Source organism: Burkholderia sp. HAN2018, assembly GCF_024704855.1.
GTDB lineage: Bacteria > Pseudomonadota > Gammaproteobacteria > Burkholderiales > Burkholderiaceae > Burkholderia > Burkholderia cepacia.
The window spans coordinates 40892-55950 of the sequence record NZ_QOBB01000009.1 but is presented as its reverse complement, the minus strand read 5'-3'; the positions used below and the strand labels follow the sequence as shown (position 1 = coordinate 55950).

Below are 15059 nucleotides of genomic sequence, written 5' to 3'. Positions count from 1 at the left end.
AGCCATGTCGGACCGGTCATTCATAGCGCAGCGCCTCGATCGGGTTGAGCCGGGACGCCTTCCTCGCCGGGTAGTAGCCGAAGAAGATGCCCACGGCGGCCGAAAACGCGAAACCGCCCGCGATGGCCGCCGGTGACAGCAGGATCGGCCAATGCGCAATGGCCGTGATCATTTCCGACGCGGCGATGCCGAAGACGATCCCGCCCACGCCTCCCGCGACGCTGAGGAAGACGGCCTCGACGAGGAATTGCAGCAGCACGTGCAGACGGCGGGCGCCGATCGCCATGCGCAGCCCGATCTCGCGCGTACGCTCGGTGACCGACACGAGCAGGATGTTCATGATGCCGATTCCGCCGACGAGCAGCGAAATCGACGCGACGGTGGCCAGCAGGAGCGCCATGATGCGGCTGCTGCCCTCTGCCGTTTCCGCGATCTGGCTCAGGTTGCGCACCGCGAAATCGCTGCTGTCGGCCGCTCGCAGGTGATGCCGGCGCCGCAGCGTGTCGGTCACCTGACCGATCGCGGTCTGCACGAGCGACGGGCTCGTGGCCTGCACATAGATCTGGTTGACGTAGCCGGTGAGTCGCGGAACGGTGCCGTACGGGTTCGCGACGGGCGGGAAATACGGATCGGCCGACGTCTGGGCCTGGGTCGGCACTGCTACGCCGAGCACCTTCTGTTCGGCCGCGCTGAACGGCAGGATCAGCACATCGTCCTGGTCCTGCCCGTACGCCGTCTGCCCTTTTGCCGCGAGCAGGCCGACGATGCGCAGCGGCGCGCCCTTCACAAGAATCTTCGCGCCGACGGGGTTTTCGCCTTGCACAAACAGTTGCTGATACACGGTTTGTCCGATCAGCGCGACCATCGCGACGTCCCCCTCATCGCTTTCGTCGAGCGTGCGCCCGGCCGCGATGTGCCAGCCCGTGGTCTCGAGATAGCCGGGGGCGATCCCCTGGATGCTTGTCGACCAGTTCTGGCCGCTGTACTCGATCTGCCCGATCTGGCGGATCACGTAGCTGACCGAGCTGACGGCCGTGTCCTCGCGCCGCAGCGCGCGCGCGTCGTCGACGGTCAGCGTCGACGCGCTGCCGGAGCCGGCGCGCACGCCCGTGGCCGTCGTCGCGCCGGGGACGACGACGAGCAGGTTGGTGCCGAGGCTTTCGATCTGCTTGCGCACCGCCTCGTTGGCGCCCTTGCCGACGGCGACCATCGCGATCAGCGCGGCGACGCCGATGAAGACGCCGAGCACGGTGAGCGCCGAGCGCATCTTGTTGCGCCAGAGCGCGAGCGCGGCGGCGGACAGCGTCATCGCCGCGAAGCCCGGCAGCGGCTGGCCGCCCGGCATCGCCGGGGGGGCGAGCGGCATGGGTGCGGGCTCGCCGCCGGGCGGTGCCCCGGCCGTCTTATCCGCGTAGATGCCCCCGCGGGTGCCGGCACGCGTGTCGCGGCGCTCGTCGGACACGATCCTGCCGTCGCGCATCGTCACGACGCGGTCCGTATAGGCCGCTATGTCGGCTTCGTGCGTGACGACCACGATCGTCATCCCATGTTCGCGATTGAGCGCGACCAGCATCGACATGATGTCGTGCGACGTGCGCGTGTCGAGATTACCGGTCGGCTCGTCGGCCAGCAAGATGCTTGGGTTGCCGATCAGTGCCCGCGCAATCGCGACGCGCTGCTGCTGGCCGCCGGAGAGCTGGCTGCAGGTATTGCGCTCACGATCGGCGAGACCCACGAAGCGCAGCGCCTGCCGCGCGCGTGCCCCGCGCTCCGTGCGGCTCGCGGGCCCCGTCGCCGCGTAGAAGAGCGGCAGCGCGACGTTTTCGAGCGCGCTCGTGCGCGCGAGGAGATTGAAGCTCTGGAACACGAAGCCGATCCGGCTGCTGCGGATACGCGCGAGCTCGGGCTCGGTGAGGCCGGCAGTGTCTACCGCTTCCAGCACATAGCGACCATCGCTCGGGCGATCAAGGCAGCCGAGCACGTTCATCAGCGTCGATTTGCCGGAACCCGACGAGCCCATGACCGCGATGAATTCCCCGCGTTCGATGCGGAGGCTGACGCCGTCGAGCGCGCGGACTTCGACGCCGCCCGTCGAATAGACCTTTGCCACGTCCGTCAGCTCGACTACGATCTCGCCCATCGCACGCCTCGCGTCGTCATCGGCGCAACTGGGGCGCGGCGACGGTGCCGGGGCCGGTGCCGGCGTGCGCAGCCGTTTCGGCGACGATCACTCGATCGCCCTCTGCGAGCACCCCGCGCGTCACCTCGGAATACGTGTCGTCGTCGAGCCCGGTCGCCACGGCGACCGCGATGGGGCGGCCGTCGCGAATCACCCAGACCCGGGCCGCGGACGGCTGCCCCGCCAGGTTCGCGCCCGCGCCGGATGGCGTGTAGCGCAGCGCCTGATCCGGCACGCGCAACGCGTGGTCATGCCGGTCGATGACGATGTGCGTCGTCGCCGTCATCCCCGGCTTCAGGTTCAAGTCGTCGTTCGCGACGCCGACCACAACGTCGTACGTCACGACGTTCTGCACGGTCTGCGGCGCCTGCCTCACCTGCACAACCTGCCCTTCGAACCGCCGCTTCGGAAACGCTTCTACGGTGAAGGTCGCGGCATCGCCTTCATGCAGATCGCCGATGTCGCTCTCGCTGACGTTCGTGTCCACCTGCATGCGCGTCAGGTCGGTCGCGATCAGGAACAGCATCGGCGTCTGGAAGCTCGCGGCGACGGTCTGGCCGATGGTGATGTTGCGCGAGACGACGGTGCCGTCGACGGGAGACACGATGTCGGTGTAGCCGAGGTTGACGAGTGCGGTGTCGAGAACAGCTGACTTTTCCTCGATCGCCGCCGCATCGACGGCGACTTGCGCCTTCGCCTGTTCGTAGACGCTGCGCGCGTTGTCGGCGGTGTCCTGGGACACGATGCCGTGGCTCAGCAGTTTCGCGTCGCGTTCGTAGTTCTGCCTTGCGTAATCGAGTTGGGCGCGATCCTTGACGATCTGCGCGCGCGTATTCGCCAGTTCGGCGCGCGCCTGATTGACGACGGTCTGGTAGGGTCGCGGATCGATTTTCGCGCAGAGCTGGCCTTTGTGGACCTTGGTATTGAAATCGCAAAACTGGCTCTGGATCACGCCGGACACGTAGCTGCCGACGATGATCGTCAGAACGGGGTTGACCGTGCCGGTCGCCGTGACCGTGCGCGCAATCGGCCCGCGTGTAACGGGTGCCGTCACGTAACGGACGGGCTCGCTGCGGTTCTCGGCGAACCACCAAGCCACGGATGCGGCACCGAGCAGCAGCAGACCGGCGACAGCCAGCCACGTCCGTGCGACATGCCGCCGGTGCGGGCGCGGGACGCTGCCGGCACGGTGCGCCACCGAGCCGCCGCCAGCGTCTCGCGAATTCAGAACGTTGCTTTTGTCAGGCGAATCGGCCACGAACGAACCCTCTATCAGAGACCGGCCGAAAGCCAGCGTATGAACCATGACACAGCGAGCCACGCGACCATGTCGAGTGCGCCTGGTTCCTCAAACAGATGGGGGGCGCCGGGTACGATTTCGATCTCGGTTTCGCACGTGAGGTGCACTGCGGCCAGCCGGTTCAGATGTAGCAGCTGCTCGTCACGCGCGCCGACGATCAGCAGCGTCGGCGCGCTCACATGCTCGAGCGTGTCGCCGGCCAGGTCGGGACGGCCGCCGCGGCACACGACGGCACCGACCGCCGGATCATTCGCGGCCGCGACGAGTGCGGCCGCCGCACCCGTGCTCGCGCCGAACAGGCCGATCTTCAACGATCCGATATCCGGCCGGGCCCGTGCCCATGCAATCGCGGCTGACAGACCACCTGCGAGCAGCGGGATATTGAAGCGATAGATTGCCGCGCGACTGTCGAAGCATTCCTCGTTGCGAGCGAACAGATCGAACAGGCGTGTCGCGAACCCCGCATTCACGGGCGTCGCCGCAACCAAGCGGTTGCGCGGACTCAGGCGACTGCTGCCCCTGCCGTGCGAGAACATGACGAAGTCGCGCGCCTCATACGGCGTCTTCAGCACGCCTTCGAGCCGCGTTCTGTCGATCGACATCACGATGTCGCGCGTTTGCATGCGATGCTCCGCTTGCGTTGGTCCGAGATGGTCACCGATACCGGCCACGGTAGGCCATGCGCCGCAGGGTGCGGTTGATACAGATCAGCGGGCGGCAAACCTGTCCGGGTCGCGAACCCGGACAAGGGTGCGTTTCCCGTGCCGGAATACCACGAGTCGCGGCGCTCCGTGTGCGAGCCGGCCCAGCGCTTTGCCTGCGCGATTGCGATGCGAATCGCGCTGCCCCGCTGCGGCCCTGTCGCAGCAGCGCGTTCGCGATCTCGATCGCCTTGTCGCGCACCCGCGGCGGCAGGTTGCGCATCGACGGCGGGTATATGTCTAAATTCCAAGGCATCGTCTGGTAACCGCATGCAGGTTCTGGGGGCAAGACGCCCCTGCCCGCAGCGGCAGGCCTGGATTCGCCGCACTTGGCACGCTTGACCTGCATCAACGGTACCGCAGGCAGGCGAACCAGAATGAGGCCGATAACAGCGCACCGACCATCAAGGAGGCGTTATGTTGGTCCGCGAACTCGAAATCGACATTCCCCGCCCGTCAGAACCGGGATCGTTCTTTCCGGCACTCGGCAAGGCCGTGCAAAAGCAACTGGGCGCCGCGTCGGTACCGATCCGCTTCGTCGTCGCGGACAGCGCCGCTGGCATCTGGCATTGCGAGGTTGCCGTGATTGACGGCGCTCCGCCAACATACTCGTCGGGCACGTTGTTCCGGTTCCTTCGCCGTGCCGACGAAAACGTTTCGTCGTTCAATGTCGCACTCGTGATCCCGACGGGAATCGGCTGCGTGGTCGGCGGACACGCCGGAGATGCGAATCCGGTCGTGAACCTGCTGGCCACCACCTGCGATACGTTGATCACGCATCCGAACGCGGTCAACGCGTCCGATCTCAACGAGCTCCCCCCCAACGCACTCTACGTCGAGGGTAGCGCGCTTGCGCGACTGCTGATGGGCACGGCGGGATTGAAACGCGTGCGCGCGAATCGCGTGCTGTCCGTCGTCGAGCAGCATCCGGACGCGCCGATCCTGCATGCGACGCTGAATTCGGTCGCCGCGGCCGGGGCGACGTTCGGCATGCATAATGCCGGTATCGCGCTCGTCGATCCATCGATCGCGCTGGCGTCGCATTTCACGGCGTCCGGCCGGGCGGCCGGAACGGTCCAGCATCTCGACCGGCTCGTTGCCCTGCTGGCCGCGCGGCGCGGCGATTACGACGCGATTGCGCTGTCGACGCGCGTGGCGGTCGACCCGGCTTGCCGCGTCAAGTACTTTCGCAGCCACGGCGAGCTCGTCAATCCCTGGGGCGGCGTCGAGGCATTGCTGACCCATGCGCTGTCGGCACTGCTAGACGTGCCGGCCGCGCATGCGCCGATGTACGAGTCGCAGGCCGTTGCACTCGAGGATCTCGGCGTGGTCGATCCGCGAATGGCCGCGGAAGCGATCTCGACCGGCTTCTTCATGTGCGTACTGAAGGGCTTGCGGCAAAGCCCGCGCCTTATCACGCATGCCGCCGACATGCGTGCAAGTGACGTCGTCACCGCAGCCAACGTGTCGTGTATCGTGATTCCGGGCGGGTGCCTCGGCCTGCCGGTGCTCGCAGCACTCGAACAGCGGATCCCCGTGATCGCGGTGCGCGGCAATGCAAGCATCATGCGCAATGACCTGGGCGGACTGCCATGGGCCCCTGGTCAGTATCACGAAGTCGACAACTATCTCGAGGCGGCCGGGCTGCTGGCTGCAATACGGCACGGCATCGCTCCGGCGGCGTTGCGGCGGCCGCTTTGCGCACCGATCGTCGTCGCAAGCACGCCGGCGTCCGAAGATACGCATGCGGCCCTGCCAGCTGCCGTGTATCTCCCCGAAATCTGATGGCTGTCGTCCCTTTTTCGCAGTGCAGCAGCCGGGGCGTTTTACATGCTTTCGCGCGTCCGCACGCGAACAGGCGGACGAATGAAGTGACGCCGATTCATGCAAAGGTTTTTGATCACGACGACGTCGCCAACGCGCGCGAAGTGCTTCGCGCGTTGTCGAGCGCTCAGGTTAGCGCGTGGCGCCCGGCAGGCGTTGATGCACTCCAATGCAACGGGTACGAATATCCGCACCGGTGAGGAACGGCAGTCGAGATGGGCAGGCCGTTGCGGCAGCCATCGCGCAGATCAATGGAGCAGACCGGCGGCCCGTTCGGGCAGGAATGCCCGACGCTGCGCGTCGACGACCTGTTCGACTTCGTCGAGCCCGCGCCCTTCGCCTTCGATGTCCGCCACTTCGCGCGAAGCCGGCATTGCACGAAGGGCGGCGTTGATGTGCGTCATGAACGAACGGTAGTCGCCACCAAAGAATGAATTCCGGAATCCAGGCGCCGCGGGAGACGTAACTTCAATGGTCAAGGCAAATCGCAATTTCCGGCCCACGTTGTAAGGCAAGGTTCTGCAATCCGCCCCTTTGGCATCGAGAGCACCGCGGCAGCCCTCGGGCGTTTCGGCGCTGCGCACTTTCCTTTCAGCGCACGTCGGAGCGCCTTGGCTCGCGGTGCGCGACGAATATCGCGCGGCATGGGCAGCGACGCAGCCACGGGTGAGTCCGGAAATCTTCGGCACGCTCGTCGCCACCAATACTTCGATGAAGCAAGGACGCGTGCGGATCCATTTGCCTCGCGCGGGCGTAGTGCCGCTGGAAGTGGCGAATTCCGAATTCTACGTACACCCGGAACTCGGCACGTTGCTCCGGAACGCGCATTACGTCTCTCCCGAGCAGAAGAGACAAAATCGTGCGGCGCACCGCAAGGCGGAACTGCATGGCCGCATGCGCAAAATGTCCGCGCACGCGCAGGCGCATAAGATCGGTGACATCTGGTACCGGGTCGAACTCGGTCATCTTCCGTTCGCGCCTCATGAGCGCGGCGAACGGCCGGTGCCAGGACAGACCGTGTTCGATGCGGTGCTGGGGCGGCTGGTCAATCCTTCCGACCTTTTCGATCTGGAGCACATTTACGGCAGGCGCGGCCTCTACGGCGTGCGCAGGCGCGAACTGTCGTACCGGGAATTGCGCGAGCTAGGCTTGCTCCCCCCGTCAAGGGGGTAGACCGCCATCGACGCAAACCGGATGGCTGGCGGGGGCTTTTGACCCGTGGCATGCCATGCGCATCCGCCCATACACGTATATGCCGGTCACTTCGAAGTTGATTCGAAGGTTCTTGTCTCATGCCCCACACACACGATTGACCTGTGTCATGCCGTGACAAACCGCTGATCACAGAATTAACGCTATCGGTACTCCTTCGGCTCCGCCGACCGGTTCATGAACATGCGAAAACATTCGCTTTTTCATGGATCGATCGCAACTTCGAGCGAACCAGACCATGAAACTACCTCTGGAAATCTCCTTTCAGGGCATGACGCGCTCGGACGGCATCGAGGAGGCTGTGAGAACGCATGCGTCGAAGCTCGACAAATTCTGCCCCGACATCATGCGCCGCCGCGTCAGCGTGATTCTGGACGAGAAGCACAAGCATCGGGGAAAGTCGTTCAATGTCCGCATCGACTTGACGATTCCCGGGCATGAGCTGGTGTCAGACAGCGAGCGTGACGAAGACGTGTACATCGCGCTGCGCGATGCGTTCAACGACGTCACGCGTATGCTCGAAGACGCAGTACGTAAACTGCATGGTCAGGTCAAACGACACGCGGAACGCCTGTAGCGCATCCCCGCATGGCGTTCCATCCGGCACGAGCGCACAAGTGGCAACGCCGATCGGCGCCGAGGTTGACGAATGCACACCACCGCACCCCTCGCGTTCCCGGACAATCAGCGCATCGCCGGATGTCTGCTGGAGGCGGCGCGGCGTCTCGACGCGCAAGGCGCCAATCCATTCCGGGTCGGCGCGTATCGCACTGCTGCGAACACCATCGCTCATCTCGGCTCGGACATCCGCGCCCTCTTTGATAAAGGGGGTATCGATGCGCTCGATGCGATCCCGGGCGTCGGCAAGGGCATCGCGAGCGCCATCGCCGAAATGCTAATCACCGATCGCTGGGGCCAATTGGAGCGGCTACGCGGGGATGCCGATCCTGCGGCCCTGTTCCAGACGGTTCCTGGCATCGGCCCGGAACTTGCCGCGCGCATTCACGATACGCTGGGTGTCGAGACGCTCGAGGATCTCGAACTGGCCGCCCGCGATGGACGTCTCGACCGGATCGAAGGCATGGGCCCGCGACGTACGGCAAGCGTTCGCGCGGCACTCAACGACATGTTGAGCCGGCCGCAGCGCTGGCCACCTCTCCGGCGACGCGCCGCGCCGCAGGCCGAACCTGACGTCTCCCTGCTTCTCGAGGTAGATCGGCTCTATCGCGAGAAAGCCGCCGCCGGGGCGCTACCGACCATTGCGCCCCGGCGACTGAACCCGCAGGGCAAGGCGTGGCTACCGGTGCTTCACGTCACCCGGGATGGATGGCATTTCACGGCACTCTTCTCCAACACGCTGCACGCGCACGAACTCGGACGCGTCAAGGACTGGGTCGTGCTCTATTTCTACAACGACGGTCATGAGGAAAATCAGCGGACCGTCGTTACCGAGACGCGTGGGTCGCTCGTCGGACGAAGAGTGGTACGCGGGCGCGAGACGGAATGCCGGGCGCATTACGCTGCGGCGTGAATGGATGTCGACCGGTCACGGCCGTGCGCACGATGCCGAGCGGCGCGGAAAACCGGTGAATCCGACGAACTCGCCACATTGCAATGGATGCACTGTTTCACCGCTGTCCGACTGCTTGAGCCCATCGGATACACACCGTCGGATGACGCTGAGCCAAACCATTGGCAGAAACCCGCCAGCGAGGCCGTTGCAACGGTCTTGACATGAACCATCCGGCCTCCTCGAAAACTGGGGCGATTCACAGCCCTGAATTCGCGAACCGCATGGGTCTGCGCAGAATGCAATGTCGGAACGAGCATCCGAACATCCTGGTGTTCCTTCTTGATTCGCCTGAAGTGGTGAACGCCACGAATACCCGATGTTAACAATCCGAGCCACAGCACGCGCAGCTTTGCAGCGCGCACGAGTATCTGCCGGCCCCACCTGCCGCTCCGAGTGTCGAGCGATGCCTCGAAGTTGCGCCCCTTGATCCAGATCAGCACCCAAGGCGGGTGAATGCGGATGCTGTTCGTACGGCATCAAGGATGTTGCAATCTGCCGTTCAACGTTGTTCTTTACACACGCCAAAGGAGTCGCCATGCGCGCCGAACGGATAAATGAGCTGTGGGCAGAATTCGATGACCTTGCTTCGAAAAGCGAAAACGAGGACGTTCAATTTCTGATCCGGGCGATCAAGCTGCATGCGGAGCTGGTGAATGCCCGACTCGCCGCACTCGAGGTGTTGGGCGGCGTCAATTCTCAGGCTAAACCAACATGATGTGCGGCCGGTCTCGGCGGGCAATGCCTGGGGCATTCCTGCCCTCGGCCTGTTCGCATGGACGGAAGTTTGCCGCCCGCACGGGTGCTCGATCCGTGCCGGTCGGAGCAGCTTAGCGCGCTTGGGTGCTGCCCACTTTCCCGGCGGACCCCGCTTGCTTCGGCGGCGATCCCGCCGAGGCTTGCCGCGGCGCTCTCGGTTTCGATCCGCAATTGTTCTTCTAGCTGCGGCGGCGGTTACCGAAGAGTCGCATCAACATTAGAAAGAGGTTAAGAAAATCAAGATAGAGGGCAAGCGCGCCCATGATCGCCTTTTTTCCGGCGTTCTCGTCAACTTCGCCCGCTGTATAGATGTTCTTGATCCGCTGCGTGTCGTATGCCGTAAGGCCCGTGAACACGAGCACGCCGATCACGGAAACGACGAACTGCAGTGCCGTGGAACCCACGAAGAGATTCACGAACCCGGCGATGACGATCCCGATCAGCCCCATGAACAGAAACGAGCCAAAGCGTGAGAGGTCGGCCCGCGTCGAGTAACCATAGATGCTCATCGCGCCGAAGGTGAGCGCACTAATGAAGAAAACACGTGCAATGCTCTCGCCCGTATATACGAGGAAGATCCCCGCAAGAGACAGTCCGACTAGTGCCGCATAGACCCAGAAACAAATCTGCGCTGCGCCGAGGCTAATGCGCTCGATGCGGAAGCTCAGAAACATGACCAACGCTAGCGGAGCGAGCAACACGACCCAGATGAGGGGCGTTCCGGCGATCGAAATGTAGAGGCCGCTCGTTGCTCCAACGTAAGCAACGACGCCTGTCACTGCTAGCCCGCAAGCCATATAGTTATAAACGCGACGCAGATACTGCAGAAGGCCGATGCCGCCAGCATCCAATAAAGGCCATTCCCCATTTTCCCGAGCCGCCTTGGGACGATCGTTTGCCATGGTCAATCCTCCTGAGATCGCAGCACTGGCGGCTATCCGTCGACCCTGCCATTGGTATCGCCAATCTCGCACCGCGCGGCACCGGGCACGTTGATGCACGTCAACTCGTCAATGCGACCAGCCGTTGCGATTGACACCCGTTGTATCCCACCGTCTCTATTCAGCGGCGACGCGGGCGTTTGAAACCGTCAGGCGGAAACCCAAATGATGTCCTCACCGATTGCGAAGTAAAGATTTCACTTCGTGAGTGGTCGTCGATCGAGAAATGAGAAGTTCTCGGGATTTCATGAAGTTGTGCGTCTCGCACTATCGATGTCACCTGAGGGGCATCGCAGCAGCTACCCTTGGCCGAGAACGACCCGCAGCGGATTGTTATCGATACCATGCGACCGTACTGATCTCCGACGGCGTAAACACGCCCTCCCGACACGCACGCACTCGGGGCGTGTAGTGTTCGGCCGGTCTCGGCGTCTTGACCGAGGCCCGAAAGATATATCCGTGCATTGACCCCGCGATCGGCTCTCCCCGAACCATCGACCAGCATTCCGAAGCACCGTGATCGTCATTGTCATTGTCAGCAAATAATTCGACTCGCAACCATTCGGAAGGAAGCTCGCCAAAATATACCGGCAGGCAGAAGCGCCATTCGTCCCCTTCCCGGCAAGCGCTCAACGATCCGAAATGCAGCTCGTGCCATCGCGACTCCAGATTCGCTGCCCACGCGGCAAGCTCGCGCGCTACCTCCCCGCGATTACGCGACCGGTTCCGGAACACGGAAGCAGCAGGTAGATAGTAGTTTTCTAGATACTCGCGCAGCATCCGGTTGCTGCTGAATCGAGGCGCCAATACCGCCATGCTCGCCCGCATGCGCTTCACCCATTCCCGCGGAATACCCAGTTCGTCGCGCCCGTAAAATGCCGGCACGATCTCGCGCTCCAGAAGTTCATACAGATGCGACGCGTCCTCGTCATCGGTTCCGTCCGAACTCGAATCGATCGCCCAGCCGAGATCCGGCCGATAGGCTTCCGCCCACCATCCGTCGAGCGATGAGACGTTCAGTCCGCCGTTGACGAGCACTTTCATGCCGCTTGTGCCGCATGCCTCCCAAGGCCGACGTGGGGTATTCACCCAGACATCCACTCCCTGGACGAGTTGCTGGGCAATCGCGATATCGTAGTCCTCGAGAAACACGACCCGATTCCGCAATTGTGGAATATGACTGAAGTTGAACCATGCATGGATCAACGACTTCCCTTCCCTATCGTCGGGATGTGCCTTGCCCGCGACAATCAACTGGACAGGATGCGGCTCATTCGTCAGCAGGCGCTCCAGACGCGCCGGATCGGTGAGCAGCAAGTTCGGCCTCTTGTAGCCGGTAAACCGGCGCGCGATCCCAATCGTCAGAATGTTCGGATCCAGAACCCGCGATGCATCCGCGACCTTTTCCTGAGGCTCCCCGCGTTGTCCGAGTTGCCATGCAAGACGCTCACGCGCGAAACGCACGAGATCCCGCCGCTGTTCGCCCGCCAGCGCCCATAGCGCTTCATCGCTCGTGGCCAGGATCGCGTTTGCATGGTCATCGGTGGCACCCAGCCAGCGGGCCTTGCCGCATGCGTCCGTCCATAAGGCATCGGACCACGCCGAATCCCAGGTGGGAACATGGACCGCATTTGTCACGTACGAAATCGGCGTTTCCTCCGTCGGCCAGCGCGGATACAGTGTTGCAAACATGGCGCGGGTGACGTCCGCATGCAAGCGACTCACAGCGTTGGTTTGCGCAGCTCCCCGCATTGCCAGGCACGCGAGGTTGAACGGCTCCGCAGAGTCTGAGCGGTCGATTCGGCCCAGCGCCAGCAGCGCCTGCGGTGCGATATCGAAGTCGTGCGCGTACTGGCCGAGATAGGCAAGGGCCAGGGCAGGCGGAAATCGATCGAAGCCGGCTGACACCGGCGTATGGGTAGTAAAAACGTTGCCGGCGCGAGTCGCCCACCACGCGTCGCGGAATGTACAGCCGGCTTGCGTCATGAAGCGCCGTGCCCGCTCCAGTACGACAAGCGCCGCATGCCCTTCGTTGAGGTGACACACGTCCGGGTGCACATTCAGCGCATCGAGCGTTGCATAGCCACCGACGCCGAGGCACATTTCCTGGAGCAGCCTCATTTCCACGCCGCCCGCATAAAGCTTTGATGTGATCGCCCGGTCGGCTACACGGTTGAGCAGGTCGTTGCTGTCGAGCAAATAGAGCTTGGTGCGGCCGACGATCGCCTGCCACACCCGAAGGAACAGCGAACGCCCCGGCAATTCGAGCCGAACTTTCAGCCATGCGCCGTCAGCGTCGACGACCGGCTGTATCGGCAGACTCGTCGGATCGTTATACGGATACGCTTCGCGCTGCCACCCATCTGCGTCGATACCCTGGCGAAAGTACCCTTCGTGGAACAGCAAACCGATACCGATCAACGGTATCCCAAGATCGCTCGCTGTCTTCAGAAAATCACCCGCCAGCACACCAAGGCCCCCCGCATACAGAGGAAAGGCTTCACTGAGGCCGAATTCCATACTGAAATATGCGATGACCGGCCTGATACCGTCCGACGCTTCCCGAGTGTGCCACCACCCCTCGTCACTCATGTAACTTCGCAAGTCCGAAAGTGCCGAGACGAGCGTCGTGTTGAATCGCTCGTCGACGCATAGTTCATCCAGTCGACGTTGCGACACGTTTTGCAGAATGATCCACGGGTTCCCGGTGCGCTCCCATAGCTCGAGATCGATCGCTTTCCACAGTTCATCGAGCGCATGGTTCCAGGTCCAGCGCAGGTTGAGCGCGAGTTCGGTCAACGCTTCGAGCGATTGGGGCAACGGCCGGGCCGGGAAAGCGAACATGATGTCATCGTCATCGACGGCGGCAACAATCCCGCCCGGTCAACCCCGCTGCCAGCCATCTGCCATGAGCGGCATCGCACCCTCACGCTCCTCGCGTACCGTTGCCGTACGTGGTTGCCGCGGTGCCGTGGCCTGCGTCGTTGAGACGTCGGTCCACACTCGCGCCGGCAACTCGACCGCCGCGACGGGGTAAGCCTGATTGGCTGCGGCTAGCTTGCCGTACAGATTCAGATAGGTCATCGCAGACCGCGACCACCCCGAATCGCGCGACATCACGAATCGGCAAAGCGTCGACCATCCGGCCGGATCGGCCGCATACAGGTCCACGCAGCGATGAAGCGCACCGAGCATCGCATCACAGCTTGGGTGGTCGAACGTAAAGCCGGTGGCACCTTCTTGGTGGAAGGCGCCATCATGATCAACGACGCTGTCGGCCAAGCCACCTATACGCGTCACGATCGGAATCGTGCCGTAGCGCATCGCGTAAAGCTGGGTAAGGCCGCAAGGTTCGAATCTGGCCCCCTGTAGCAGAATGTCGGCACCGGCCTGCAGACGATGCGCGCGCCCCTCGTCATATCCAATGTGGACGGCCAGCCTCCCATCGTCCCGCCCCGCCGCGAGTGCGAGAAATCCTGCCTCGAGTTCGCGATCTCCGCGCCCGTGAATCGCGACCTGCAGTCGCGGATGCCGGTCGAGCATCTGCGGCAGCGCATGCAGGAGCACGTCCGACATTTTCTGGTGGGTCAAACGGCAAACGCTCGCGACGAGCGGCGCCTGCGCGTCTAGCCGGAGTCCCATCTCGTGCTGCAGCGCGGATTTGCACGCGGCCTTGCCGCTTGTGTCATCAATCGAATAAACACACGGCAGCAGCGGATCCGCCGCCGGGTTCCAAAGCTCGGTGTCGATACCGTTCATGATGCCAGTCAGATCGTCGGCGCGCGCCGTAAACAGCGCTTCCAGGCCACATCCGTACTCCGATTCCTGGATCTCGCGCGCATAGCCAGGACTCACCGTCGTGAGCTTGTCGGCGAAGCGCACACCAGCTTTCAGGAAAGAAAGCTGCCCATAGAATTCGATACCATCGACATCGAGAACGTCGGCCGGCAAGCCAAGCGAATCCGCCTCCGACAAGGGGAAATTTCCCTGGAACGCGGCGTTGTGTATCGTGAATACGCTCGGGGGCGCCGATGGCCCGGACCGGCGCAGGAGGAGCGGCACGAGTCCAGCGTGCCAGTCATGGGCATGTACGACGTCCGGCCGCCATCCGTCACCGCCCCGGCCAAGCGCCACCCATGCCGCGACGTGACACAGCACCGCGAAGCGCCGCGCATTGTCCGCCCAGTCGCGGCCGTCGGCATCGACATACAACGCACCCGGTCGACAATACAGCACCGGGCAATCGACGAGCAGTACCGGCAGCGCTGTCCCGGGCAGCGTACCAGCGATCAGACGAACGTCCGTACCCGGCAACAGGTCCCTCAGTTCGGCGACGACACGTGGATCGCACAGTTGCCCCAACGCGTCGGCATAGCCCGGAACCAACAATCTCACATCGCAACCGAGTCGGGCGAGCGCCTTCGGTAACGCGGCGCAGACGTCCGCCAATCCACCCGTTTTCGCCAGCGGGAATGCTTCCGCCGAGACAAAAAGAATGCGTTGCGCGCGGCCCATCGCCGGCAACAGTGGCTGCCGGCCAAACGTGTCTCCTTCGAAGATTTTCATTCCGGAC

The 15059-nt window shown here is 63.4% G+C and carries 12 protein-coding genes; 5 read left to right on the top strand and 7 right to left on the bottom strand.

What is annotated here, in order from left to right; all coding sequences use genetic code 11:
• Positions 1-16: 16 nt before the first annotated feature.
• The 3 genes from DPV74_RS03750 to DPV74_RS03740 form a co-directional block, all read right to left on the bottom strand.
• A complete protein-coding gene (locus tag DPV74_RS03750; protein ID WP_119336543.1) occupies positions 17-2140 on the bottom strand; it encodes an ABC transporter permease in 2124 nt (707 codons plus the stop codon).
• Positions 2141-2156: 16 nt separating this feature from the next.
• A complete protein-coding gene (locus DPV74_RS03745; protein ID WP_240439914.1) occupies positions 2157-3278 on the bottom strand; it encodes an efflux RND transporter periplasmic adaptor subunit in 1122 nt (373 codons plus the stop codon).
• Positions 3279-3451: 173 nt separating this feature from the next.
• The gene (locus DPV74_RS03740; RefSeq protein ID WP_119336541.1) at positions 3452-4102 is read right to left on the bottom strand and encodes a dienelactone hydrolase family protein; all 651 of its coding nucleotides are present in this window, start codon (positions 4100-4102) and stop codon (positions 3452-3454) included.
• Positions 4103-4597: 495 nt separating this feature from the next.
• On the opposite strand from DPV74_RS03740, the gene DPV74_RS03730 reads away from it, so the two are divergent.
• Entirely contained in the window at positions 4598-5965 is a 1368-nt protein-coding gene (locus tag DPV74_RS03730; protein WP_119336540.1) for a DUF3326 domain-containing protein, read from the top strand.
• A gap of 287 nt (positions 5966-6252) precedes the next feature.
• On the opposite strand, the gene DPV74_RS03725 is transcribed toward DPV74_RS03730, so the two are convergent.
• Positions 6253-6693: a hypothetical protein gene (locus DPV74_RS03725; RefSeq protein ID WP_240439913.1), complete on the bottom strand. Its 441-nt coding sequence runs from the start codon at positions 6691-6693 to the stop codon at positions 6253-6255.
• Between DPV74_RS03725 and DPV74_RS03720 the strand changes: the two genes are divergently transcribed.
• The 4 genes from DPV74_RS03720 (at position 6671) to DPV74_RS03705 (ending at position 9504) form a co-directional block, all read left to right on the top strand.
• On the top strand, positions 6671-7177 hold the full coding sequence (locus DPV74_RS03720) for a hypothetical protein (protein ID WP_240439912.1): 507 nt from the start codon (positions 6671-6673) through the stop codon (positions 7175-7177). The two genes, DPV74_RS03725 and DPV74_RS03720, sit on opposite strands and share 23 nt — an antisense overlap.
• Positions 7178-7454: 277 nt before the next feature.
• On the top strand, positions 7455-7793 hold the full coding sequence (locus tag DPV74_RS03715) for an HPF/RaiA family ribosome-associated protein (protein ID WP_119336539.1): 339 nt from the start codon (positions 7455-7457) through the stop codon (positions 7791-7793).
• Positions 7794-7865: 72 nt separating this feature from the next.
• Positions 7866-8747: a helix-hairpin-helix domain-containing protein gene (locus DPV74_RS03710; protein ID WP_119336538.1), complete on the top strand. Its 882-nt coding sequence runs from the start codon at positions 7866-7868 to the stop codon at positions 8745-8747.
• 577 nt (positions 8748-9324) lie between these two features.
• Complete coding sequence (locus DPV74_RS03705) at positions 9325-9504, top strand: hypothetical protein (RefSeq protein WP_059854736.1); 180 nt, start codon at positions 9325-9327, stop codon at positions 9502-9504.
• A gap of 220 nt (positions 9505-9724) precedes the next feature.
• Here the strand turns inward: DPV74_RS03705 and DPV74_RS03700 are convergent, their stop codons facing one another.
• The 3 genes from DPV74_RS03700 to glgA form a co-directional block, all read right to left on the bottom strand.
• Positions 9725-10447: a Bax inhibitor-1/YccA family protein gene (locus DPV74_RS03700; protein ID WP_119336537.1), complete on the bottom strand. Its 723-nt coding sequence runs from the start codon at positions 10445-10447 to the stop codon at positions 9725-9727.
• A 372-nt stretch (positions 10448-10819) separates the two neighbouring features.
• Positions 10820-13330 carry an alpha-glucan family phosphorylase gene (gene glgP / locus DPV74_RS03695; RefSeq protein WP_119336536.1) on the bottom strand — a complete coding sequence of 837 codons (2511 nt, stop codon included), beginning with the start codon at positions 13328-13330 and terminating at the stop codon, positions 10820-10822.
• 39 nt (positions 13331-13369) lie between these two features.
• Positions 13370-15052 (bottom strand): glycogen synthase GlgA, encoded by a 1683-nt coding sequence (glgA, locus tag DPV74_RS03690; RefSeq protein WP_240439911.1) that lies wholly within the window; start codon positions 15050-15052, stop codon positions 13370-13372.
• Between the last annotated feature and the right edge of the window lie 7 nt (positions 15053-15059).

Coding starts and splice junctions, on each gene's coding strand:
- DPV74_RS03750 (WP_119336543.1), bottom strand. CDS start 2,140: ATGGGCGAGATCGTAGTCGAGCTGACGGACGTGGCAAAGGTCTATTCG.
- DPV74_RS03740 (WP_119336541.1), bottom strand. CDS start 4,102: ATGCAAACGCGCGACATCGTGATGTCGATCGACAGAACGCGGCTCGAA.
- DPV74_RS03730 (WP_119336540.1), top strand. CDS start 4,598: ATGTTGGTCCGCGAACTCGAAATCGACATTCCCCGCCCGTCAGAACCG.
- DPV74_RS03715 (WP_119336539.1), top strand. CDS start 7,455: ATGAAACTACCTCTGGAAATCTCCTTTCAGGGCATGACGCGCTCGGAC.
- DPV74_RS03710 (WP_119336538.1), top strand. CDS start 7,866: ATGCACACCACCGCACCCCTCGCGTTCCCGGACAATCAGCGCATCGCC.
- DPV74_RS03705 (WP_059854736.1), top strand. CDS start 9,325: ATGCGCGCCGAACGGATAAATGAGCTGTGGGCAGAATTCGATGACCTT.
- DPV74_RS03700 (WP_119336537.1), bottom strand. CDS start 10,447: ATGGCAAACGATCGTCCCAAGGCGGCTCGGGAAAATGGGGAATGGCCT.
- glgP (WP_119336536.1), bottom strand. CDS start 13,330: ATGTTCGCTTTCCCGGCCCGGCCGTTGCCCCAATCGCTCGAAGCGTTG.
- glgA (WP_240439911.1), bottom strand. CDS start 15,052: ATGAAAATCTTCGAAGGAGACACGTTTGGCCGGCAGCCACTGTTGCCG.